Source organism: Streptomyces shaanxiensis (genome assembly GCF_039537145.1).
In the GTDB taxonomy this organism is placed as follows: Bacteria; Actinomycetota; Actinomycetes; order Streptomycetales; family Streptomycetaceae; genus Streptomyces; species Streptomyces shaanxiensis.
Genome location: NZ_BAAAZY010000023.1, coordinates 47,145 through 70,136 on the forward strand (window position 1 = coordinate 47,145; position 22,992 = coordinate 70,136).

The 22,992-nt window shown below is 70.6% G+C and carries 20 protein-coding genes, 1 tRNA gene and 1 pseudogene; 11 read left to right on the plus strand and 11 right to left on the minus strand.

What is annotated here, in order from left to right; translation table 11 throughout:
• The first annotated feature begins 91 nt into the window (after window positions 1-91).
• Both ABD932_RS34245 and glmS read left to right on the plus strand, forming a co-directional pair.
• A complete protein-coding gene (locus tag ABD932_RS34245) occupies window positions 92-349 on the plus strand; it encodes a hypothetical protein (RefSeq protein WP_126392415.1) in 258 nt (85 codons plus the stop codon).
• A gap of 13 nt (window positions 350-362) precedes the next feature.
• Window positions 363-2,180: a glutamine--fructose-6-phosphate transaminase (isomerizing) gene (gene glmS / locus ABD932_RS34250; protein WP_345018931.1), complete on the plus strand. Its 1,818-nt coding sequence runs from the start codon at window positions 363-365 to the stop codon at window positions 2,178-2,180.
• A 241-nt stretch (window positions 2,181-2,421) separates the two neighbouring features.
• On the opposite strand, the gene ABD932_RS34255 is transcribed toward glmS, so the two are convergent.
• The 4 genes from ABD932_RS34255 to ABD932_RS34270 all read right to left on the minus strand — a co-directional run bounded on the left by ABD932_RS34255 (window position 2,422) and on the right by ABD932_RS34270 (window position 5,326).
• Window positions 2,422-2,494 (minus strand) — tRNA-His (locus ABD932_RS34255).
• Between the two features lie 116 nt (window positions 2,495-2,610).
• Window positions 2,611-3,213, minus strand: a complete 603-nt coding sequence (gene orn / locus ABD932_RS34260) for an oligoribonuclease (RefSeq protein WP_345018934.1) — start codon at window positions 3,211-3,213, stop codon at window positions 2,611-2,613.
• Window positions 3,214-3,368: 155 nt separating this feature from the next.
• On the minus strand, window positions 3,369-4,613 hold the full coding sequence (locus tag ABD932_RS34265) for a helix-turn-helix domain-containing protein (RefSeq protein ID WP_345018937.1): 1,245 nt from the start codon (window positions 4,611-4,613) through the stop codon (window positions 3,369-3,371).
• Between the two features lie 377 nt (window positions 4,614-4,990).
• A complete protein-coding gene (locus tag ABD932_RS34270; RefSeq protein ID WP_126392419.1) occupies window positions 4,991-5,326 on the minus strand; it encodes a hypothetical protein in 336 nt (111 codons plus the stop codon).
• 340 nt (window positions 5,327-5,666) lie between these two features.
• On the opposite strand from ABD932_RS34270, the gene ABD932_RS34275 reads away from it, so the two are divergent.
• Both ABD932_RS34275 and ABD932_RS34280 read left to right on the plus strand, forming a co-directional pair.
• Window positions 5,667-6,194 carry a universal stress protein gene (locus ABD932_RS34275; protein WP_093908257.1) on the plus strand — a complete coding sequence of 176 codons (528 nt, stop codon included), beginning with the start codon at window positions 5,667-5,669 and terminating at the stop codon, window positions 6,192-6,194.
• A gap of 162 nt (window positions 6,195-6,356) precedes the next feature.
• Entirely contained in the window at window positions 6,357-6,923 is a 567-nt protein-coding gene (locus ABD932_RS34280; protein WP_126392420.1) for a GPR1/FUN34/YaaH family transporter, read from the plus strand.
• Between the two features lie 185 nt (window positions 6,924-7,108).
• Here the strand turns inward: ABD932_RS34280 and ABD932_RS34285 are convergent, their stop codons facing one another.
• Complete coding sequence (locus ABD932_RS34285; RefSeq protein ID WP_345018944.1) at window positions 7,109-8,143, minus strand: sulfotransferase family protein; 1,035 nt, start codon at window positions 8,141-8,143, stop codon at window positions 7,109-7,111.
• Between the two features lie 128 nt (window positions 8,144-8,271).
• Here ABD932_RS34285 and ABD932_RS34290 point away from each other — a divergent pair.
• Window positions 8,272-9,001, plus strand: a pseudogene (locus ABD932_RS34290) (alpha/beta fold hydrolase); the annotation flags it as partial.
• A 58-nt stretch (window positions 9,002-9,059) separates the two neighbouring features.
• On the opposite strand, the gene ABD932_RS34295 reads toward ABD932_RS34290, so the two are convergent.
• Complete coding sequence (locus ABD932_RS34295) at window positions 9,060-10,115, minus strand: LacI family DNA-binding transcriptional regulator (protein ID WP_345018947.1); 1,056 nt, start codon at window positions 10,113-10,115, stop codon at window positions 9,060-9,062.
• A gap of 381 nt (window positions 10,116-10,496) precedes the next feature.
• Here ABD932_RS34295 and ABD932_RS34300 point away from each other — a divergent pair, with 381 nt between their 5' ends.
• The 4 genes from ABD932_RS34300 to ABD932_RS34315 all read left to right on the plus strand — a co-directional run bounded on the left by ABD932_RS34300 (window position 10,497) and on the right by ABD932_RS34315 (window position 15,300).
• Window positions 10,497-11,822, plus strand: coding sequence for an ABC transporter substrate-binding protein (locus tag ABD932_RS34300; protein ID WP_345018949.1), 1,326 nt, complete (start codon window positions 10,497-10,499; stop codon window positions 11,820-11,822).
• On the plus strand, window positions 11,819-12,847 hold the full coding sequence (locus ABD932_RS34305; protein ID WP_345018951.1) for a carbohydrate ABC transporter permease: 1,029 nt from the start codon (window positions 11,819-11,821) through the stop codon (window positions 12,845-12,847). Before ABD932_RS34300 ends, ABD932_RS34305 begins: the two co-directional genes overlap by 4 nt.
• Complete coding sequence (locus ABD932_RS34310) at window positions 12,844-13,749, plus strand: carbohydrate ABC transporter permease (protein ID WP_345018954.1); 906 nt, start codon at window positions 12,844-12,846, stop codon at window positions 13,747-13,749. Before ABD932_RS34305 ends, ABD932_RS34310 begins: the two co-directional genes overlap by 4 nt.
• Before the next feature lie 120 nt (window positions 13,750-13,869).
• On the plus strand, window positions 13,870-15,300 hold the full coding sequence (locus tag ABD932_RS34315) for a GH1 family beta-glucosidase (RefSeq protein WP_345018957.1): 1,431 nt from the start codon (window positions 13,870-13,872) through the stop codon (window positions 15,298-15,300).
• A 188-nt stretch (window positions 15,301-15,488) separates the two neighbouring features.
• Here the strand turns inward: ABD932_RS34315 and ABD932_RS34320 are convergent, their stop codons facing one another.
• From ABD932_RS34320 to ABD932_RS34330, 3 genes are all read right to left on the minus strand, one after another.
• A complete protein-coding gene (locus tag ABD932_RS34320) occupies window positions 15,489-16,952 on the minus strand; it encodes a cellulose binding domain-containing protein (RefSeq protein WP_345018960.1) in 1,464 nt (487 codons plus the stop codon).
• Between the two features lie 113 nt (window positions 16,953-17,065).
• On the minus strand, window positions 17,066-18,469 hold the full coding sequence (locus ABD932_RS34325) for a sensor histidine kinase (protein ID WP_345018962.1): 1,404 nt from the start codon (window positions 18,467-18,469) through the stop codon (window positions 17,066-17,068).
• Window positions 18,466-19,155: a response regulator transcription factor gene (locus ABD932_RS34330; protein ID WP_345018966.1), complete on the minus strand. Its 690-nt coding sequence runs from the start codon at window positions 19,153-19,155 to the stop codon at window positions 18,466-18,468. Before ABD932_RS34330 ends, ABD932_RS34325 begins: the two co-directional genes overlap by 4 nt.
• Window positions 19,156-19,265: 110 nt before the next feature.
• Between ABD932_RS34330 and ABD932_RS34335 the strand changes: the two genes are divergently transcribed.
• Window positions 19,266-19,796 carry a hypothetical protein gene (locus ABD932_RS34335; protein WP_345018968.1) on the plus strand — a complete coding sequence of 177 codons (531 nt, stop codon included), beginning with the start codon at window positions 19,266-19,268 and terminating at the stop codon, window positions 19,794-19,796.
• A gap of 18 nt (window positions 19,797-19,814) precedes the next feature.
• On the opposite strand, the gene ABD932_RS34340 is transcribed toward ABD932_RS34335, so the two are convergent.
• Window positions 19,815-20,684, minus strand: a complete 870-nt coding sequence (locus ABD932_RS34340; protein ID WP_345018970.1) for a spermidine synthase — start codon at window positions 20,682-20,684, stop codon at window positions 19,815-19,817.
• A 90-nt stretch (window positions 20,685-20,774) separates the two neighbouring features.
• Window positions 20,775-21,212, minus strand: coding sequence for a hypothetical protein (locus tag ABD932_RS34345; protein WP_250085774.1), 438 nt, complete (start codon window positions 21,210-21,212; stop codon window positions 20,775-20,777).
• Between the two features lie 267 nt (window positions 21,213-21,479).
• Here ABD932_RS34345 and ABD932_RS34350 point away from each other — a divergent pair, with 267 nt between their 5' ends.
• Entirely contained in the window at window positions 21,480-22,967 is a 1,488-nt protein-coding gene (locus ABD932_RS34350; protein WP_345018973.1) for an NsdA family TPR-like regulatory protein, read from the plus strand.
• Window positions 22,968-22,992 lie beyond the last annotated feature (25 nt).

Here is a 22,992-nt window from a genome sequence, read left to right on the forward strand (position 1 = left end):
CCATAACTCTCCCAAAGCCCACTGACACCCTCTTGCCCGAAACCGGGCAGGATTCTTGCGAAAGAGCGGCTCGTACTCCAGGATCTACCGGGTGCACGACGAACTTGTTGATCACCTGACGCGGTCCACGCCCCTGAGCCGGGGCGAGGCATCGCGGGTGATCCAGGACGTGCTCGCCTACTTCGACGAGACGACCGAGGACTACGTCCGTCGCCGCCACCGCGAGTTGCAGGCTCAGGGCCTGGTCAACGCGACGATCTTCGAACGGATCGAGGCGGACCTGAAATACCGAGCGGTGGCACCGCCCGAGCTTACGCTCAGGCAGCTGCGCCGCATCGTCTACGGCTGAGGGACATATCTGTATGTGCGGAATTGTCGGATACATCGGGAAGCGTGACGTCGCCCCGCTCCTGCTGGAGGGCCTCCAGCGCCTGGAGTACCGCGGCTACGACTCGGCGGGCATCGCCGTCACCTCCCCGAAGGCGGCGGGCCTGAAGACGGTCAAGGCCAAGGGCCGGGTCCGCGACCTGGAGGCCAAGGTCCCGGCGCGCTTCAAGGGCACGACCGGCATCGCCCACACCCGCTGGGCCACGCACGGCGCCCCCTCCGACGTGAACGCCCACCCGCACCTGGACGCCGAGGGCAAGGTCGCCGTCGTCCACAACGGCATCATCGACAACGCCTCCGACCTGCGCCGCAAGCTGGAGGCGGACGGCGTCGAGTTCCTCTCCGAGACCGACACAGAGGTCCTCGTCCACCTCATCTCCCGCTCGCAGGCGGAGAAGCTGGAGGACAAGGTCCGCGAGACGCTGCGCGTCATCGAGGGCACGTACGGCATCGCGGTCCTGCACGCCGACTTCCCGGACCGCATCGTCGTCGCCCGCAACGGCTCCCCGGTCGTCCTGGGCATCGGCGAGAAGGAGATGTTCGTCGCCTCGGACATCGCCGCGCTGGTGGCCCACACGCGCCAGATAGTGACGCTGGACGACGGCGAGATGGCCACCCTCAAGGCCGACGACTTCCGCACGTACACGACGGAGGGCACCCGCACGACGGCGGAGCCCACCACGGTCGAGTGGGAAGCGGCGTCCTACGACATGGGCGGCCACGACACGTACATGCACAAGGAGATCCACGAGCAGGCCGACGCCGTGGACCGCGTGCTGCGCGGCCGCATCGACGACCGCTTCTCCACCGTGCACCTCGGCGGCCTCAACCTGGACGCCCGCGAGGCCCGCCAGATCCGCCGCGTGAAGATCCTCGGCTGCGGCACCTCGTACCACGCGGGCATGATCGGCGCCCAGATGATCGAGGAGCTGGCCCGCATCCCCGCGGACGCCGAGCCGGCCTCGGAGTTCCGCTACCGCAACGCGGTGGTGGACCCCGACACCCTGTACATCGCGGTCTCCCAGTCGGGCGAGACGTACGACGTCCTGGCGGCCGTCCAGGAACTGAAGCGCAAGGGCGCGCGGGTCCTGGGCGTGGTGAACGTCGTCGGCTCCGCGATCGCCCGCGAGGCGGACGGCGGCATCTACGTGCACGCGGGCCCCGAGGTCTGCGTGGTCTCCACGAAGTGCTTCACCAACACGACGGTCGCCTTCGCCCTGCTGGCCCTGCACCTGGGCCGCACCCGCGACCTCTCCGTCCGCGACGGCAAGCGCATCATCGAGGGCCTGCGCAAGCTGCCCGCGCAGATCGCCGAGATCATGGAGCAGGAGGCGGAGATCGAGAAGCTGGCCCAGCAGTACGCCGAGGCCCGCTCGATGCTCTTCATCGGCCGCGTCCGGGGCTACCCGGTCGCCCGCGAGGCCTCCCTCAAGCTCAAGGAGGTCTCCTACATCCACGCCGAGGCCTACCCCGCCTCCGAGCTCAAGCACGGCCCGCTGGCCCTGATCGAGCCCGCCCTCCCCACGGTCGCGATCGTCCCCGACGACGACCTCCTGGAGAAGAACCGCGCCGCCCTGGAGGAGATCAAGGCCCGCAGCGGCAAGATCCTCGCGGTGGCCCACCAGCACCAGGAGAAGGCCGACCAGACGATCGTCGTCCCGAAGAACGAGGACGAACTGGACCCGATCCTCATGGGCATCCCGCTCCAACTCCTCGCCTACCACACGGCGTTGGCCCTGGGCCGGGACATCGACAAGCCGCGCAACCTCGCGAAGTCGGTGACGGTCGAGTAACGCCCCTTCAGAGGGCACGGCGCCGAGCCCTGTCGGAGGCCCTGTGAGGCCTCCGACAGGGCTCTGTTCAGTTGCAGGTGAGATCGACCCACACCCACGGTTCGTGGTGCCAGGAGCGCACCCTGCTGATCCAGCATCAGGAGTACGACGCCCTGACGGGGACATCCTGTGCCGGCCCGACGGCCCCAGAAACAGTTTCAGCCGGTGGCTTCGTTTCCGAAGCCACCGGCTGAACACCGAGGGTGAGTGACGGGACTCGAACCCGCGACATCCTGGACCACAACCAGGTGCTCTACCAGCTGAGCTACACCCACCATGACCGGCGGTTGAGATCTGTGGTTTCTCCGACCGGCCGAGAAAAAGTGTACAGGGTCCGAAGGGGTGCTCGCGCACAGCTTTTACGGCGGCCTTGCGAGCCCCCCTCGCACACCTACTGAGCAGGCAGGACGTGCTTCGCGGCGATCGACTTCGCGGTGTCCGAGTCCGGGCCGGGCTGGGGCACGAAGACGGCCTCGCGGTAGTAGCGGAGTTCGGCGATGGACTCGCGGATGTCGGCGAGTGCGCGGTGGTTGCCGTTCTTCTCGGGGCTGTTGAAGTACGCGCGCGGGTACCAGCGGCGCGCCAGCTCCTTGATCGAGGAGACGTCGACGATGCGGTAGTGGAGGTAGTCCTCCAGCGTCGGCATGTCGCGCAGCAGGAAGCCGCGGTCGGTGCCGACGGAGTTGCCGCACAGCGGGGCCTTGCCGGGTTCCTTGACGTGTTCGCGTACGTACGCCAGGACCTGCGCCTCGGCGTCCGCCAGCGTCGTGCCACCGGCGAGCTCGTCGAGCAGTCCGGACGCGGTGTGCATCTGACGCACCACCTCCGGCATCGTCTCCAGCGCCGAGTCCGGCGGGCGGATGACGATGTCCACACCGTCGCCGAGGATGTTCAGCTCGGAGTCGGTGACGAGGGCGGCAACCTCGATGAGCGCGTCGTCGGACAGCGAGAGGCCGGTCATCTCGCAGTCGATCCACACCATGCGATCGTTCATGCGACCACCCTAAAGCTGGCGTCGCCGTTTGGGATGCCCGGCGTTGCAGCCGACCTGCCCGGGGGCCGCCGCCCCCGGACCTCGCTGCGGCCCCGAAAGGGCCTCGTCCTCGAACGCCGGGCGGGCTGGGACACAGCCCGCCCGGCGCTACGAGGTCACGTGCCGCTGCGCTGCCCCGGCAGGCTCGCCCGGCCGGCCGCGTAGGCCTCACGGCCGTTCTCCGACGGCGCCGACAGCGACGCGGACGTCCCGAGCGCGTGCGGTGCCGGTGTGCGGCGGGTCTGGAGCGGGACCGGGCCGCCCTCCGCGTAGGGCGACGGCGGCGGGCCCGGTGGCGGAGGTGGGCCGACCGTGGGCTCCGGGTCCGTCGGCCTTTCGGCCTGGGGGCGCCGGGCCCGGTACGCCGCCCGGTACGCGGCCGGCGACGAGCCGAGCTGGCGGCGGAAGTGGCCGCGCAGCGCCACCGGCGAGCGGAAGCCGCAGCGGCCCGCGACCTCGTCCACCGAGTAGTCCGACGTCTCCAGCAGCCGCTGCGCCTGCAGCACCCGCTGCGTGATCAGCCACTGCAGCGGGGCACTGCCGGTCAGCGAGCGGAAGCGGCGGTCGAAGGTACGGCGGGACATGTACGCCCTCGCCGCCAGCGTCTCGACGTCGAACTGCTCGTGGAGGTGCTCCAGCGCCCAGGCGACGACCTCGGCCAGCGGGTCGGCGCCGATCTCCTCCGGTAAAGATCGATCGAGGTAGCGCTCCTGACCGCCGGACCGGCGCGGAGGCACCACCAGACGGCGGGCCAGTGCCCCGGCCGCCTCGTTGCCGTGGTCCGTCCGCACGATGTGGAGACAGAGATCGATTCCGGCCGCCGTGCCCGCCGACGTCAGGACGTCTCCGTCGTCCACGAAGAGTTCTCGTGGATCCACGTGCACCGACGGGTAGCGCTTGGCCAGCGTCGGTGCGTACATCCAGTGCGTCGTCGCGGGGCGGCCGTCCAGCAGGCCCGCCGCGGCGAGGACGAAGGCGCCGGTGCACAGCCCGACTATGCGGGCACCTTCCTCATGCGCCCGGCGCAGTGCGTCGAGCGCGTCCTCGGGTGGCGGCGAGGTGATCGAGCGCCAGGCCGGCACGACGACCGTGCCCGCCCGCGAGATCGCCTCCAGGCCATGTGGTGCGGAGAGTTCCAGGCCCCCTGTGGTCCGCAGTGGGCCTTCCTCACCGCCGCACACCAGCAGTCGGTAGCGCGGCACGCCGGCGTCCTGGCGGTCGATCCCGAACACCGACAGCGGTATGGAACTCTCGAAGATGGGGCCGCCGCTGAACAGCAGCACCGCGACGATCTCCTTGCGGCGTCGCCCGGACAGTTTCCGGGCCGCAGCTTCCGGCGCGGCAGTGGAGTCGTGGCTCATACTGCTAAGCCCCCCTCGGTGGTCGCGGCTCCTCGGTTGTGTCGCTCCTGCACGTTTCCCCTCGGTCCTGCACGAGTCCCCCGCCGTAGACAGTCAAGATCGAATCTACTGTGTCGCGTCGCGCCGCAGTGGCCGGTTCGGCACTCGGCACATTGTCGACTTGGCAACTTGGCGTGAAGCATTCGATCACGAAGCGTTGCACTCGCGGGCCGTGCAGGGAAGTGCGCCTTGTCGCAGTGGCCAATCCACGTAGGGTGCGCAGACCCCCTGAGGCCCTTTCCGTGCAGGTGGAACGGGGGTTGGGGGGTGTTCTGGGCGGGGGATGCATGCACGCCAGAAGTTGGCTGAAAAGCAACGTCCCTGTGCGCGGAAACCGGTCAGCCGACCGGTGTATTTCCCCCAGTGTGACGTCCGCCTCTATGGGCCCCGGTTCCGGTCCTGTGGTGACGTCCGCGACGCGAGGGCGACTTGCCGCTGCGCTCCTCGTCCTTCAGCCGTGCCGCGTCGTCCTTCATGCGGGCCGCGCCGCGTTCCGATTCACGCAGCAGCACGCGGCAGACCGCCGTCACGGCCGCGAGGCCGAGGGCCGTGCCGGTGGCGCCGGCCAGGGAGGTGCCGTACCAGAGGAGGACCACGGGGACCAGGACACAGCTGAAGACCGCCCACCGGACCACGGTGGCGCTGTCCTCGGAGGGGGTGCGGGGTCCGGTCATGGGTGCGTGCTCCCTGGGCTCCCTGGGGGGCGGATCACGGTGATCAACGCCTGCTGGAGCGCTCGGTCACTGGTCCGGGACCATCCCGGGCAAGTTGAACCCTGTGCAAACCGCCTGTACACCGCAGCAACCATTGCGTTACGGGCGTCCCCTCGTGCATGCTCCCTGGAACCCGCACCGACCGTGAGCGGGTATCTGGGCTAAGGAGGCGTGCCGCCGTACCCTTGGGGTATGGGGTTGGGAAGACCATTCCCGGACACAGCTCCGCCGCACCTGCTGCATCCGTCAACGAGCTCCGCTCGCGGGCCCACCCATAAAGGATCAATACGCCGAGACAGCCATGGCCGGTCACGAATTCTTCGAACCCGCGGACCGCAAGCGGCCCGTCGCCGACCCCACGGCGGCCGAGCCCCTGGCGGCGGAAGAGCCACGCCATTCCTGCGACCCCGCCTTCAAGCACGGCGTCGTGGTCGGCTTCGACGGCTCCACATCCAGTGAGCGCGCCCTCGCGTACTCCATCGGTATGGCCCATCGCTCCGGGTCGGGCCTGATCATCGTCCACGTCGCCAACCGGCTGCCCACCACGGTGTGGGCCGGCTGCGAGCCGCCGGTCTTCGTCGACGTGCCGGACCACCGCACCGAGGTGCTCGGCCTCGAACTCGCCTGCGCCGACTACCTCGCCGAGGTGCCCTGGATCCTCGTCGAGCGCGGCGGCGACATCTGCCACGAACTCGAAGAGGTCGGGCGGGAGTACGAGGCGGACGCGATCGTCGTCGGCTCCACGCACGGCATCGTCGGGCGGATCTTCGGCTCCGTCGCCGGGCGGCTCGCCAAGCGGGCCAAGCGTCCCGTCGTTGTCATTCCGTAACTCGCCGTTGTCCCAGGTGAGATGAGCCGTTCGGGACGTCGCTCCCCTTCCTGCGATGCGTGACTTCGCTCGTGAATTTACTCGCGCGTAGAGGTGTTTGTGCCTTTGTGAAGGGCATATACCGGTCACCGCACAACTGCACATGCATGAAGGGAGCCCGCCGTGGACAACGACGTCTCTGCGGGAAACGGAATCACCACCGTGGTCGGCCGACTCGCCCTCGGAATCACCCTGTTGGCCTTCGGGCTGGGGTACACCGGAGTGATCGACGGTGTGTCAGCTGCTGACGCCGTATCAATCGCCCAGTACGTGGGCGGTATAGCCCTCTTCGTCGCCGGCCTGATGGCCCTGCGAGACCGTGACAGCGCGAACGGGACCGCGTTCGTGGCGCTCGGTGCGCTCTGGTTCACGTGGGCCGTCTCGGCCGACGCGGCCGTCTCCGCCAACGCGGCAGGGCTGTTCCTGCTGCTCTTCGCCCTGGTGGCGCTCTCCCTCACCCTCGCCGGTGGCGACCAGCTCGGTCAGGGTGCGTACGGGCTGTTCTTCGTCGGGCTGCTGCTCATGGCCATCGCCGTATTCGCCGACAACGACGGGCTCACCAAGGTGGGTGGCTGGTTCGCCGTTGCCGCGGGTGCGGTGGCCTGGTACGCCGCGACCGCCGCGTTGGCCCACTGGCCGACCGCCCTTCCGCGACGCGCGGCCGGCCGGGGGGTGACGGCCACCGGCTAGCTGCGCAGGCTGGGGAGTTGGGCGGCTCCCCGGCGCTCCGAACGGACCCCCCGTGACAGGTGGCATCACGTGGGGGTCCGTCCCCTTTTTGCGCCTAAGCCGGCGCCGCTCTCGCGGATGTGGTTGCTCGCCGCGGGGGTTGCTCCATTGTCGCTTCGGCAGTCGGGGGATTTTCTGGTACCTCGTCACCGACTTTGCGAGGCGAGCAGGGCACGGGTGCCCGGTGCGCAGCTCTCGGTGAGTTCGGCGAGTTCGGCGGGCGGCAGCCTCCGTGCGGAGCCGCGTCGACTGTGGTCGAGCTGCGCGGCGGCGGCGTGCAGCCACTGCGGCCGGGGATCGACGCCGATGAACTCGGCCAGGCGGGTCAGTTCTTCGGCCGGCTTGTCGAGGAGATCCTCGTAGGCGAGTGTGGTGCGCTGGTCGGCGGGGAGTCGGGTGAGGAACTCCGTGCCGTCGGTGACCAGTTCGGACCACAGGGCGCCGAACCTCCGCAGGGGGAGGTCCCGATCGCGTACGAGGGCGGGGTCGAAGCGGTCGTCGAGCAGCGGGGAGAGGTCCGCGGGGAGCGCGCGGACGTGCTCGGGGGTCAGGTCGGCGAAACTGTCGATGCCGGCGTGCTCCTTGATCTCGCGCAGCAGCAGGATCGTGCGGTACCCGGGATGGCGGCTCATGGACAGGGCGCAGTCCGGTCCGTCCCTGAACATGTGCACGAACCTCGCGTCCGGGAAGGCCTCCCGTAGCCCTGGTGCCCAGCCGGTCGAGTAACCGGACCGCTCCACGACGGCGGTCCGTCCGAACCGTCCGCAGAGGTGGCCGAACAGCGCTCGGTGGTGTTCGGGGGCGGTGCGCTCGGGCCATCGGACCACCGCTGCCGCGAGTTCGTCGAGCAGCCCGTCCGGGTCGTCGGTGAGGTGGGGCAGCACCATCAGGGAGAGCGCGGGGATGCCGGTGGTCCGGGCCGTGTACCTGCCGGGGCGACGGGTGTAGAGAAACTCCGGGAGCGGGAGTCCGCTGCGGATCATCCGCTCGAAGTGCGGGGCGGGGCGGTACAGCGCCTGCCAGAACTCCTCACCGGTCACCGTCCCTTCGGGGAAGGCGGCGTCGCCCACAGAGGCCATGAACTCGTTGAGGCTCAGTACGTCCGGGTGGGCGTTGAGGATGCGGGACAGGGCTGTCGAGCCACTGCGTCCCGTACCGATGACGAAGGTCAAGGAACGCATGGTCACCCTCCGCTTTCCGCGCCGGTCCCCGTCCGTGGGGCCGTTCGCCCCGCGTGCAGTCCTACTCTGCCCGGTCCCCGGGCTGCCAGGGCATGATCGAGGCCGGCACATCCCATGGGAGGAACGGCGTGACATGGTCCGAGCACGTCGTCGTGCGAGACGGTGTCCGGCTCGTCTGCCGGGACCGGGGCGGGCCGGGGCAACCCCTCGTGCTGCTGCACGGCCTGGCCGGGCACGCGGGTGAATGGGACGCCCTGGCACGGCACTTGAGTCCCCGGTACCAGGTCGTCGCGGTCGACCAGCGCGGGCACGGCGCCAGTGAGCGCCGCCCGCGGGACGTCTCCCGCGCCGCTCACGTCGCCGACGTCGTCGCCGTTGCCGACCGGCTGGCCCTACGGCGGCCGGTCCTCGTCGGCCAGTCGCTGGGCGGGCACACGGCCATGCTCACCGCCGCCGCGCACCCCGCACTGGTCAGCGCGCTCGTGCTCGTCGAGGCCGGCCCCGGCGGTCCGCACCCCGACGGTCCCGCGGACATCGGCGCATGGCTCGACTCGTGGCCGACGCCCTTCCCCTCGCGCGAGGCGGCGGCCGTGTTCCTCGGCGGCGGTCCGGTCGGCGCGGGCTGGGCGGCCGGGCTGGAGGAACGCGAGGGCGGTTGGTGGCCTCGCTTCGACCGGGACGTGATGGTCCGCGCGCCGGCGGAGAACGCCCGGCGTTCCTTCTGGCACGAGTGGGGGCAGATCACGTGCCCCACGCTGGTCGTGCTAGGCCCAGTCCGGCTTCGTCCCCGCTCAGGAGGCCGACGAGATGCTCGGCCGGCGCCCCGCCACCGTGGCCATGAGCATCCCCGGCACCGGCCAGTCGCCCTGTTGGTGACGTCGGTGAATGGCATGCATCGCCGACAACAGTCCTGCCCTCAGGACGAAGTCCTCATCACCAGCTCCGTCGGCAGCACCATCTGCGGTCTCTCCAGCCCCCGCGACACCGCCGGCCGACGGTCCGCGATCTCGGTGAGGAGGAGGTCCAGCATCCGGCGGCCCATCTCCTCGATGGGCTGGCGGACGCTGGTGAGGGGCGGCTCCATGTGGCGGGCGATGGCGGAGTCGTCGTAGCCGACGAGCGCCACGTCGTCGGGGATACGGCGGCCCGCCTCGCGCAGCACCTGGCGGGCGCCCGCCGCCGTCACGTCCGACGCCGCGAAGACCGCGTCCAGGTCGGGGCAGCGCGAGAGGAGGGCCTGCATCGCGCGGGCGCCGCCCTCCTCGGTGAAGTCGCCGGGCTCGATCAGCCGCTCGTCCACCCCGTGCCCGGCGTCACGCAGGGCGTCGCGGTAGCCGTCGACGCGGCGCTGGGCGCCGTAGACGTCGAGGCGGCCGGTGATGTGGGCGATCCGGGTGCGGCCGCGGGACACCAGGTGCTCGACGGCCGAGCGGGCGCCGCCGTAGTTGTCCGAGTCGACCGAGGTCAGGGTCTCCGCGGCCGAGCGCGGCCCGCTGATCACCGCGGGGATCTCCAGCTGGGCCAGCAGGTCCGGCAGGGGGTCGTCGGCGTGGACCGAGACCAGGAGCACGCCGTCCACGCGGTGCGCCGCCAGGTACTGGGCGAGCCGGCGCCGCTCCCTGTCGCTGCCCGCGAAGATCAGCAGCAGCTGCATCTCCGTTTCCGCGAGTTCGGCGCCCACGCCCTTGAGCATGTCCGAGAAGTACGGCTCCGCGAAGAAGCGCGTCTCGGGCTCGGGGACGACCAGCGCGATCGCGTCCGTGCGGTTGGCCGCCAGGGCCCGGGCGGCGGTGTTGGGGACGTACCCCAGCTCGGCCACCGCCGCTTCCACCGCCGCGCGGGTCGCGTCGCTGACCCGGGGCGAGCCGTTGATCACGCGGGAGACGGTGCCCCGGCCCACGCCCGCGCGGGCCGCCACCTCTTCGAGGGTGGGTCGGCCGCCGCTCCGGCCCCGCGCTCCGTGGGTTGCCATGGGCTCCGCCTTTCCCGCCGTTGTCTTCACGCCGGCCTGGAATTTAACAGTCCCGCCGGTGGGAGTGACCGCCCCTGGGGCTGCCGCCCCCAGACCCCGCTCCCACCCTTACGGGCCTCCTCCGCAAACGCCGGACGGGCTCAAGTCGGTCCAGTTAACGGCCCGATAACTGAACGCATCTCTCCGCGTCGACTCCCTTGACACCCCCGCCCGGACCGACGAACCTTCAACACATCACTTGTGGGAGCGCTCCCACAGTACCTGACACATACACATCCCGCACGTTCCCCGCCCGAGCCGCAGCGATGCAAGATGACGTTTCAACGGGCCCAACCATGCCGTTGGCCGGGGGGTCGGCACGTCAGGCAACAGGAGGACGCAATGCGCACGAGTACCCGTGGGTCCCGCCGACTGATGGCCCTCGCGGCCGCGGCCGCGCTGACGACAGGGCTGCTCGCCGGCTGCGCCGAGGACTCGGACGACGGCTCCGGGAACGAGGGCGGAGGCAACGGCGGTGGCGGCAAGACGACGCTCACCATCGGCACCTTCGGTGTCTTCGGCTACAAGCAGGCCGGCCTCTACGACGAGTACATGAAGCTCAACCCCGACATCACCATCAAGGAGAACGTCACCACCCGTACCGACGTCTACTGGCCCAAGACCCTGACGCGTCTCCAGGCCGGTTCCGGTACCGACGACATCCAGGCGATCGAGGTCGGCAACATCACCGAGGCCGTGCAGACGCAGGCCGACAAGTTCGTCGACCTCGGCAAGGAGGTCGACAAGTCCCAGTGGCTGGACTGGAAGAACGCCCAGGCCACCACCCAGGACGGCAAGCTGATCGGGCTCGGCACCGACATCGGGCCGATGGCGATCTGCTACCGCAAGGACCTGTTCGAGAAGGCCGGCCTGGAGACCGACCGGACCAAGCTCGCCGCGCAGTGGAAGGGCGACTGGGGCAAGTACGTCGACCTGGGCAAGCAGTACATGAAGAAGGCGCCGAGCGGCACCAAGTTCGTGGACTCCGCCTCCTCCGTCTACAACGCGGCCCTCGGCGGCGAGATCGAGCGGTACTACGACAAGGACGGCAACGTCGTCTGGGACAAGTCCGCGGGGGTGAAGAAGGCCTGGGACGTCGCCATGGAGGTGGCGACCAGCGACATGTCGGCGAAGCTGAAGCAGTTCGACAAGCCGTGGGACCAGGGCTACGCCAACGGCACCTTCGCCACCGTGGCCTGCCCGGCCTGGATGATCGGCTACATCCAGGAGAAGTCCGGTGACTCGGGCAAGGGCAAGTGGGACGTGGCGGCGGCGCCGACCGCGGCCAACTGGGGCGGCTCGTTCGTCGGCGTGCCGACGGCGAGCAAGAACCAGAAGGAGGCCGTCAAGCTGGCGAAGTGGCTGACCGCTCCCGAGCAGCAGGCGAAGGTCTTCGCCAAGCAGGCCAGCTTCCCGTCGACCCCGTCGGCGTACTCCGGCCTGAAGCCGGCGACCGCCACCCAGGCGTTCTTCTCGGACGCACCGATCACGGAGATCTTCTCGGCCTCGGCCGAGACCATCCCGACCCAGTACCTGGGTGCCAAGGACCAGCCGATCGGCACCGCGATCACCGACATCGGCATCCTCCAGGTCGAGCAGAAGGGCAAGTCGCCCGACGAGGGCTGGGACGCCGCCACCGCGGAGATCAAGGACGTGCTCGGCCAGTGAGCAGTTCCAAGCAGGCCCTCGCGCATCCCGCGTCGAGCGCCGACGCCGCGCCCGGTGACCAGCCGGGCGCGGCCGGCCGCGCGAACGGTCGCGGTACGCCGCCGCCGGGGAGCAGTTCCTGGCGGAGCCGGCTGTACCGCTGGGACATGAAGGCGTCGCCGTACGCGTTCATCGCCCCCTTCTTCATCGTCTTCGGGGCGTTCTCGCTCGTCCCGCTGCTGTACACGGCCTGGTACTCGCTGCACAACGTGCAGCTGGCCAACCTGGACGGCCAGACCTGGACCGGCCTGGACAACTACAAGAACCTGTTGTCCTCGGACTTCTTCTGGAACGCGCTGTGGAACACCTTCACCATCGGCGTGATCTCCACGGTGCCCCAGCTGCTGATGGCGATCGGCCTGGCGCACCTGCTCAACTACAAGCTGCGCGGCTCGACCGTGTGGCGGGTCGTGATGCTCACCCCGTACGCCACCTCGGTGGCGGCGGCGACCCTGGTGTTCGTGCTGCTGTACTCCTGGGACGGCGGCATGATCAACTGGCTGCTGGAGTTCGTCGGCATCGACCCGGTCAACTGGCGCGAGTCCGACTGGGGTTCGCAGTTCGCGGTGTCGTCGATCGTGATCTGGCGCTGGACGGGCTACAACGCGCTGATCTACCTGGCGGCGATGCAGGCGATCCCGGCCGACCTCTACGAGTCCGCGGCGATCGACGGCGCCAACCGCTGGCAGCAGTTCATCCACGTGACGATCCCGCAGCTGCGGCCGACGATCCTGTTCACGGTGGTCGTCTCGACGATCGGCGCGACCCAGCTCTTCGGTGAGCCCCTGCTGTTCGGCGGCGTGAGCGGCTCGAAGGGCGGCTCCGATCACCAGTACCAGACGCTCGGCCTGTACATGTACGACCAGGGCTGGATCATCGGCAACCTCGGCAAGGCGTCCGCGATCGCCTGGTCGATGTTCCTGATCCTGCTGATCGTCGCCGTGATCCAACTGCTGGTCTCCCGACGGCTGAGGAAGTCCCAATGAGCACAAGTGAACTGACGACTCCTCCGTCGAAGACCGAATCCGGGAAGCCCAGGCGCGAGCGGCCCCGGGTGATGGGCGCCGGCAAGCAGCTGCACGCCGGCCCGCTCACCTACGTCATCCTGTCCGTCTTCGCGCTGGTGTCGCTGGCCCCGCTGGTGTGGACGGCGATCGCGGCCTCGCGCACGGACCGGCGGCTCGCGGAGACCCCGCCGCCGCTGTGGTTCGGCGGGAACCTGTTCAAGAACATGGACCGGGCGTGGGAGGAGGCCGGGCTCGGAAAGGCGATGTTCAACACCGTGTTCGTCGCGGGCACGATCACCATCAGCACGGTGCTGTTCGCCACCCTCGCCGGCTTCGCCTTCGCCAAGCTCCGCTTCCGGTTCTCCGGCCTCCTGCTGCTGCTGACGATCGGCACGATGATGATCCCGCCGCAGCTGGCCGTCGTACCCCTGTATCTGTGGATGGCGGACCTCGGCTGGTCGAACCAGCTCCAGACGGTCATCCTGCCGACCCTGTGCACGGCCTTCGGGACGTTCTTCATGCGGCAGTACCTGGTGCAGGCGCTGCCGAGCGAGCTGATCGAGGCGGCGCGGGTGGACGGCGCGAGCAGTCTGCGGGTCGTCTGGCACGTGGTCTTCCCGGCGGCCCGGCCCGCGATGGCCGTCCTCGGCCTGCTGACCTTCGTGTTCGCCTGGAACGACTTCCTGTGGCCGATCATCGCCCTGAACCAGGAGAACCCGACCGTCCAGGTCGCCCTCAACTCCCTCGGCACCGGCTATGTCCCCGACCAAGCGGTGATCATGGCGGGCGCCCTGCTCGGCACATTGCCGCTGCTGATCGCGTTTCTGCTGTTCGGGAAGCAGATCGTGGGGGGCATCATGCAGGGTGCGATCAAGGGCTGATGTCCGCTCACACCGCTTTTCCCGTACGTCCCCTGGGGCCGGGTCACCGCCGCCTCGGCCCCTTCTTCCCCCCTCCCCTCCTACCCGTCGGTCTCCACGACCCCCAATGGGAGCGCTTCCATGCCTGAGCCCATGTCCTCCGTGCCCTTCCCCCCCTCCTTCCTCTGGGGCGCCGCGACGTCCGCGTACCAGATCGAGGGAGCGGTGCGGGAGGGCGGCCGTACGCCGTCGATCTGGGACACCTTCAGCCATACGCCGGGCCGGACGGCCGGCGGCGAGCACGGTGACATCGCTGTCGACCACTACCACCGCTACCGGGAGGACGTGGCGCTGATGGCCGAGCTCGGCCTGGGCGCGTACCGCTTCTCGATCTCCTGGTCGCGCGTGCAGCCGACGGGCCGGGGCCCGGCGGTGCAGGTGGGCCTGGACTTCTACCGCCGTCTGGTGGACGAACTCCTGGCGCACGGCATCAAGCCCGCCGTCACCCTGTACCACTGGGACCTGCCCCAGGAGCTGGAGGACGCGGGCGGCTGGCCGGAGCGCGACACGGCGTACCGGTTCGCCGAGTACGCGCAGATCGTCGGCGAGGCGCTCGGCGACCGTGTGGAGCAGTGGATCACGCTCAACGAACCGTGGTGCAGCGCGTTCCTGGGCTACGGGTCGGGCGTGCACGCGCCGGGCCGCACCGAGCCGGTGGCCACGCTGCGGGCGGCCCACCATCTCAACCTGGCGCACGGGCTGGGCGCTTCGGCCCTGCGTTCGGTGATGCCGGCCCGCAACTCGGTGGCGCTGAGCCTCAACTCCGCGACGGTACGGCCGGTGTCGCAGGACCCGGCGGACCTGGCGGCGGCACGGAAGATCGACGACCTGGCCAACGGGGTCTTCCACGGGCCGATCCTGCACGGGGCGTACCCGGAGACGCTGTTCGCGGCCACGGAGCTGGTGACGGACTGGTCGTACGTCCAGGACGGCGACCTGGCGGCGATCAACCAGCCGTTGGACGCGCTGGGGCTGAACTACTACACCCCCGCGCTGGTCTCGGCGGCGGAGACCGAGGTGGCCGGCCCGCGTGCCGACGGCCACGGAGCGAGCGAGCACACCCCCTGGCCGGGCGCGGACGACGTCGCCTTCCACCAGACGCCGGGCGACCGCACCGAGATGGGCTGGACGATCGACCCGACGGGCCTGCACGAGCTGATCATGCGGTACACCCGGGAGGCACCGGGTCTGCCCCTCTACATCACCGAGAACGGCGCGGCGTACGACGACAAGCCGGACCCGGACGGCCGCGTCCACGACCCGGAGCGCATCGCCTACCTGCACGGCCACCTCTCGGCGGTCCGCCGCGCGATCGCCGACGGCGCCGATGTCCGGGGCTACTACCTGTGGTCCCTGATGGACAACTTCGAGTGGGCGTACGGCTACGAGAAGCGGTTCGGGGCGGTGTACGTCGACTACTCGACGCTCACTCGGACACCGAAGTCGAGTGCGTACTGGTACGGGAAGGCGGCTCGGACGGGGGCTTTGCCGGAGGTGGACGAGGTGTTCTAGGGACCGGGGACGGGGCGCGGCACGCGGAGGGGAGGTGCCGCGCCCCGCGGATTTCGGTCAGGAGAACTGACGGCCGCGTTCGACGATGCACGCGCCCCGGCCGGATGGGGGAAGACCGGCCGGGGCGCGCCCCCCGTGGTCCGGAGACGGTCCGCGTCAGTCGTAGGCCACGTCAGTCGCAGACCTCGTCAGTTGTAGGCCGCGAACGCCTTCGAGAACGCGAACTTCTCCTGGAGGACCGAGCTGCACGTCGCGTCCGCCGCCGGCTTCTCGCCTCCCGGGCACTGCTTGTCGCGGGTCGCCGACCACATCGACAGCCAGCCGAGGCCCTTGGACTTGGCGAAGTTCACCAGCTGGGTGGCGTCGTCGACCTTGAAGATCTCGGTGGTGACGTCGTTGACGCCGATCATCGGGGTGACGGCGACCGTCTTCCAGGCGGCGCTGTCGGAGAGGCCGAGCACGCTCTTGACCTGGGCCTGGGTGGCGGTGGCCGCCTGTTCGGCGTAGGTGCCCATGTCGCCGCTGTACGCGGGGCCGTAGTCCATCGCCATGATGTTGACGGTGTTGATCTTCACGCCGTTCTGCTTGGCGTCGGCGAGGAGGTCGACGCCCGGCTGGGTCAGGCCCTCCGGCATGACGGGCAGGGTGAAGGAGACGTCCAGGTCGGGGTGGGCCTTCTGGAGCTTGGCGATCGCCTGGGCGCGGCGGGTGTTGGCCGCCTTGTCCGGCAGTGCGCCGCCCTCGACGTCGAAGTCGACCTTGGTCAGCTGGTACGCGTCCACGACCTTGGCGTACGCCGCCGCCAGCGCGTCCGCCGAGGAGCAGGTCGTCGCCAGCTCGCTGCCGGCCGCGCCACCGAAGGAGACGCGGACGTCGCCGCCCTTCGCCCTCAGCTCACCGATCTGCGCGGCCACCGCGTCGCTGCCGAGGTCCGTGACACCGCCCCACTTCGGGGTGCAGCCACCGCCGTCGGTGACGAAGGCGAGGTTGTAGTCCTTGACGCCCGTCGCCGCGGCGCTCGCCAGCAGGTCGAACGCCGGGTGGAGAGACGTGTCGATGTACGGGGCGAAGCCCGCGTTGCTTCCGGTTCCGGTGCCGGGGCTCTCCGAGGGCTTGGCCGTGGGGGTGGCGCTCTGGGTGGGGGTGGCCGTCGGTTTCGGCGTCGATGTCGGCGTGGCGGATGCGGTGGACGTCGGGCGGCCGCTCGGCTCCGGCGTCGCGCTGTCGTCCGTCGAGCACTTCGCGTCGTCGATCAGACAACCCGTCGGCGCGCCCGTGCCGTTGACCACGAAGCCGACCGTCACCGACTCACCGGCCGCCAGGCCGTCCGTGTCCCACTTCGGCGGTGTCACGGTGACGTGCTGCCCGCGCACGCTCGACTCGGCGTTCCACAGGGAGCTGAGCTTCGAGCCCGACGGCAGGTCGAACTCCAGCGTCCAGTCCTTGTCCCTCTGACCGCTGGTGTTCGTGACGACGTACTGCGCGGTGTAACCCGTCGACCAGTCACTGGTCTTCGTGTACGCCGCCCCGACTCCGGCCGCCTGGGCCGTACCGGTGAACAGGATCGCGCCACCGCCGGCCACGGCCGCGGCGACGAGGCCGCCTATCGCCTTGTTCCTGGCACTGACCTTGCGCCGGTGGGTGCTCTTCACGTGTCTGCCTCACTGTTCACGGGGTTCGTGGGGGTGGGTGCGGCAGCACGCTAGCGATTCAGAATCGGGCAAAAGGCCTGATCCGGACGGGGGTTGGTGACCTTAGGACGCGCTTAAGGAAGGGATCGGGGCCGGTTAAAGGTCGAGACCAATTTGCCGGGACGGCGGCGTCGTACCGCCCCTCGATGCCCCCTGCGCACCGGCTCTCTGCCATCCAGCTGGATCCAGATCCGCACCTCGGTTCCGCCCAGCACCGACGACCCGATCCGCACGTCCCCGCCCGTCGACTCCGCGAGCCGCCGGACGATGTCCAGCCCGAGCCCGGTCGACCCGGCGCTGCCCGAGCCCCGCCCGCGCGCCATCGCCGCCTCGGGGTCGGATATGCCGGGCCCCGCGTCCGAGACGAGCACGATCACCGCGTCCTCGCCGTTGTGCACGTCGACCGCGAACGCCGTGCCCTCGGACGTGTGCCGGAAGACGTTGCCGAGCAGGGCGTCCAGCGCGGCCGCCAGATCCGCCCGGGCCACGGGTATGCGCACCGGCCGGTCCACGCCGGCCACCCGCACCTTGCGGCCCTCGTCCTCCGCCAGCGCCGACCAGAACGCCATGCGCTCGCGCACCACCTCGGCCGCGTCACACCCGGCGCCGGGCCCCGCGGCCACCGTCTGCGGCTTGGCCTCCCGGGCCGTACGGATGATGGTGTCGACCTCGCGCTCCAGCTGGGCGACGGCCGCCCGGGTCTGCTCGGCGGCCGGACCGTCCCCGAGCGAGGCCGCGTTCAGCCGCAGCACGGTCAGCGGGGTACGCAGGCGATGGGACAGGTCGGCCGCCAACTCACGCTCGTTTGCGAGGAGTTGTACGACCTGGTCGGCCATCGAGTTGAACGCGACCGCCGCCAGCCGTAGTTCGTTCGGCCCCTCCTCGGGCACCCGGGCGCCCAGCTTGCCCTCCCCCAGCTCGTGCGCGCCCTCGACCAGGCGCTGCGCGGGCCGCACCATCCGTACGCCCAGCCGGTCGGCGACCGCCACCGACCCGACGATCAGCGCGAGGCCGACCCCGGCGAGCACCGCCCAGGCCGTGGTGAGCCCATTGGTGACCTCCGTCTCGGGGACGTACACCTCGACGACGGCGATCTCGCCGGAGCTCAGCGCGACCGGCTGGAGCAGCGTGGATCCGCCGGGTACCTCGGTGGTCGAGGCGCGGCCCAGCCGTCGTACGGTCGCGATGTCCTCGGCGGCGGCCCGCTGCCGGCCGAGGTCGACGGCGGCCGCGTCGCCGGACGCCGGTATGTGCACGGCCATGCCCGCGTCCGACCCGGCCGAGGCGACGACCCGCTCCAGCTGGTCCCGGTCGGTGGTGATGGACAGCGCGGGGGCGACGGCCGCGGCCTCCCGCTCGGCGTTGGAGAAGGCGCGGTCGCGGGCCATCTCCCGGATGACGAGCCCGAGGGGGACGGCGAAAGCGACCACGACCATCGTCGTGACCGCCAGGCAGACCTTGACCAGTGCCCATCTCATCGCGGCGGCTCCAGCTTCACGCCGACGCCCCGCAGGGTGTGCAGATAGCGGGGGTTGGCTGCCGTTTCGCCCAGTTTCCGGCGCAGCCAGGACAGATGGACATCGATGGTCTGGTCGTCGCCGTACGACTGCTGCCACACCTCGGCGAGCAGTTCCTTGCGGGGGACGACGACACCGGGCCGCCCGGCAAGGAAGGCGAGCAGGTCGAACTCACGGCGGGTGAGGTCCAGGCCGACGCCGTCCAGCTCGGCCTGACGGCGCAGCGGGTCGACGGTCAGGCCGCCGACGCGGAGCACGCTGGACGGGGCGGCCTCCGCGCTGCCCGACCGGGCGCGGCGCAGGACGGCGGCCATCCGGGCCGACAGGTGCTCGACGGAGAATGGCTTGGTGAGGTAGTCGTCCGCCCCCGCGTTCAGCAGCCGGACGATCTCCGCCTCGTCGTCCCGTGCCGTGGCGATGATCACCGGCACGTCCGTGATGCCGCGCAGCATCTTCAGGGCCTCGGAGCCGTCCAGATCGGGCAGACCGAGGTCCAGGATCACCACGTCGAAACGGAAATGGGCGACCTCGCGCAGCGCCTCCAGTGCCGTCCCGACGCTGCGCACCGTGTGGGCGGCGTCGGTCAGGTGCCGGATGAGCGCCGAGCGTACGAACTGGTCGTCCTCGACCACGAGCACACTTGCCATGCGCCGCACCGTACGCCATGCGAGCGAGCCCGGTCCGGGCCTGTGGACAACTCCGCACCTGTGGACAACCGGGCGACACTCCTGGGACGCGTGAGGCAGTATGGCCCGCGATGCGCAGAGGACTCGTACACGTACTTGCTTGGTCGCTCGCCACGGGCGCGGCGGTCACGCTGTCGTGGTGGGGTGTCCATACGGTGATGGCGGGCACGGTGTACGACCGCCCGCGCGCCCTGCCCATCACCGCGGCCGACGCGACCACGCAGGAGTCGAAGCCGCTGGCCTCGTCGACGAACCGGCCGACCCCGTCGAAGAGCCCTTCGAGCTCCTCGGATCCCTCTCCGAAGCCGACCGGCTCGCCCCGTAAGCCGACCCCCTCGAAGTCGCCGACCCGGAGTCCCGGTCCCACGTCCACCACCTCCGGCCAGGTCAAGAGCTACGACACCGATGGCGGCCGTGTGGTCTTCGACATCGGCGAGAGCTCCGCGACCCTTGTCTCTGCCACGCCGGGTGCGGGCTGGTCGATGCAGGTGTGGAAGACGGAGACGTGGATCCGGGTGGAGTTCAGCGCGGGCGCGGACCGAGTGTCGGTGTTCTGCACCTGGCACGACGGGCCGCCGCGGGTGGAGATCGGGAACTACTGAGTCACCCAAAGACGCCCGTCACCGGAACACGGACGGTGGCGGAGCCGGGGATGCCACTGCCGCGAGGTCGGTCACGGGTACGGCCCCACCGGTGAAGTCGGTGAGCGCTTTGCCGTGTTCGACCCGGCCGGGGTGCGGGTCGGCGGCGGCGCGGCGGGTCAGTTCGGCGACCGGGAGCGGGCCGTCGGAGGCGACGAGGACGGCGTTGCCGAAGCGTTTGCCGCGCAGTACCGCCGGATCGGCGACCAGGGCGAGTTCCCCGAAGCGGGCGCCGACCGTGGCGATCTGGCCGCGCAGATGGGAGAGCGGCGGACCGTCGGCGAGGTTGGCGGCGTACACGCCACCGGGCCGCAACGCCCTGCGTACGTCGTCGAGGAACTCCGTCGAGGTCAGGTGGGCGGGGGTGCGGGCCCCGCTGAACACGTCGGCGATGACGAGGTCGGCCCACGCGTCGGGCACCTTGGCGAGGCCGTCCCGCGCGTCCGCGGACCGCACTCGGATCCGGGCGTTCGGATCCAGGGGCAGCTCCCGCCTGACCAGTTGGACCAGGGGGGCGTCGCGCTCGACGACCTGCTGGGTGGAACGAGGGCGGGTGGCGGCGACGTACCGGGCGAGAGTCAGCGCGCCACCACCGAGGTGCACGGCGTGGACGGGCTTGCCCGGCGGGGCGGCGAGATCGATGACGTGACCCAGGCGCCGCTGGTACTCGAAGGAGAGGTACGCCGGGTCGTCCAGATCGACGTGCGACTGAGGAGCTCCGTCGATCAGGAGCGTCCACGCCCGGGCACGGTCCCGGTCGGGTATCAGCTCGGCGAGCCCACCGTCGACACGCTCGACGACGGCTTCGGCGGCGACCGCCCGACGCCGGACGTTCCTGGACTTCCTCATTGGGTCATTGTCACAGGTGGGAGGCAGTGCCGCCCGGGCAGCCGGGTCACCAACGGGAGGCAGAGCGGTCGCCCGCCCGGGGCAGCCGCGTCACCGGCAGTTGTCGGCCGCCTCGATCAACCGCGCCGCTTCCCCCAGCGCGGCCCGCAGCGCCGCGGGGTCGGTCGCCAGGTCCGCCTCACCGGGCGGCAGCAGCCAGTCCGAGCCCTCGACCGGCGGCTCGGGGTCCAGGTTGAGGCTCAGCCCCCGGCCCTCGGTCTCCGTACAGGTGCTGCCAGGCATGTCCCAGGCGGCCGCCGTGCCCGGCGGGACCACGAAGCCGAGCGTGTCGCCACCGTCGTCGTGCAGCACGGGCCCCACCCCGTCCCCGGCCCCGCGCCGCAGGATGTCGACCGCCTCCAGGCCCTGGCGCGCCGGAACGGTGACCACGTCGCAGCCCGCGCCCGGCGGCTCGCTGCACTCCGCGGTCGGCGCATGTCCAGCCGTGGTCGACGGCGTACGAGGAACGATGCTCTGGCTGGTCTCCATCCCGACCTCCACCACGGAACCCCTTTTGCAGTCCGAAGAGTTCAACGCGGGGCGGCGTCAACGGCTACGGCGGAAGTCAGCCGCAAAGGATGGCAGTTCATGGCAGATCCCGTATGAGATATCCGGTTTGTAGCCAAACCCAGCGTGGCGGGTCCGACACAGCAGGTACGTTCTTGCCCGCCGGAGACAAGGGCACCAGACGGATTTTTCGGTCCAACTCGTCCTCGTCCCGGCATGGTTCGACGGTTCGCACGAGAGGACCCGGCCATGGCGTCGTCAGAGCTGACCTCGTCCCTGCCCCCCAGGCCACTGCGGCCGAATCTCGCGTTCCGGCAGTTGCGCGGACAGCGCTCGCCGGCCGAGTTCGCCGCCGTGGTGCGACGGGCAGCCCGCGAGATCGGCGAGCGGGTCAGCTGTGACGCGCGCTATGTCGGGCGGGTCGAGGCCGGCGAGATCCGCTGCCCCAACTACGCGTACGAACGGGTGTTCCTGCACATGTTCCCCGGCCGCACGCTCACTGACCTCGGCTTCGCGCCCCGCTCGTCCGTACGCGGACGCCGAGCGCACGCCGACGAGGAGGCGCCCCCCATGCACACCACGATCCCGGCGCACACCTCCAGTGAGACATGGATTGCCCACGAGCCGTATGACCCTCTGAACCCTCAGGACCCGTACGACCCCCACGACCCGTACGGCGCACAGCAGAACCACCTGAACCACGAGATCCACGAGGAGAGCGACGTGCTGCGTCGCGCATTCATGACCGGCGGTGGCGCCACGGTGGCCGCCGCCTCGCTGAGCCCCCTGGGGCTCGCCATCGACGCCGCGGCCGCGGAGCGTCCCGTCCGACGGGTCGGGGGGCGGGAGGCGGACGCGCTCGAGGAAGCCGTACGCCGTATCCGGCTGCTCGACGACCGGCACGGCGCCGACGGCCTCTACCGGCGCGCGGCCGCGCCGCTGCGGGCCGCCTACGAGCTGCTCGACGCCGGCACGACCCGGCAGGCGGTGGGCGACCGGCTGCACGCGGGCGCGGGTGAACTGGCCATCTCGGTGGGGTGGCTGGCGCACGACTCGGGGCGGTTCGACGACGCCCGCTCGCACTACGCGGAGGCGCTGGCGACCGCCCGGATGGCCGGGGACCCGGCCCTTGAGGCGCACGCCTTCTGCAATACGTCGTTCCTCGCGCGGGACGCGGGCCGGCCCCGTGAGGCCGTGCGGGCGGCGCAGGCCGCGCAACGCGTCGCGCGCCCCCTGGGCTCCTCCCGCCTGATGTCCCTGCTCGCCCTGCGCGAGGCGGGCGGCTGGGCGGGGCTCGCCGACCGCACCGGCTGCGAGCAGGCCCTCGTCCGCGCGCAGGCCCTCTTCGAGCGCGGCAGCTCGGACTCCGACCCCGAGTGGATGAGCTTCTACGGCGAGGCCGAGCTGGAGGTACTCGAGGCGCAGTGCTGGTCGATGCTGGGCAACTGGCGGCGGGCGGCGCGGCATGCCGGGCGGGCGGTGCAGCTGCAGGATCCGCACTTCACGCGCAACATCGCGCTGTACACGGCGGAACTGGCGGACGACCTGGCCCGGGGCGGGCGCCCCGACGAGGCGGCGGCGGCCGGGATGCGGGTGCTGGATCTGCTGGACCAGGTCCAGTCGTCACGGGTGCAGACGATGCTGGCGGGGACGGCGCGGGTGCTGTTGCCGCACCGGCGGGCCAGCGGGGTGTCGGCGTTCCTGGAGCGGCATGCTTCGGCGCCGCGTACGGCTTGAGAGTCGTGGCCGCCGGTCTCCGGGG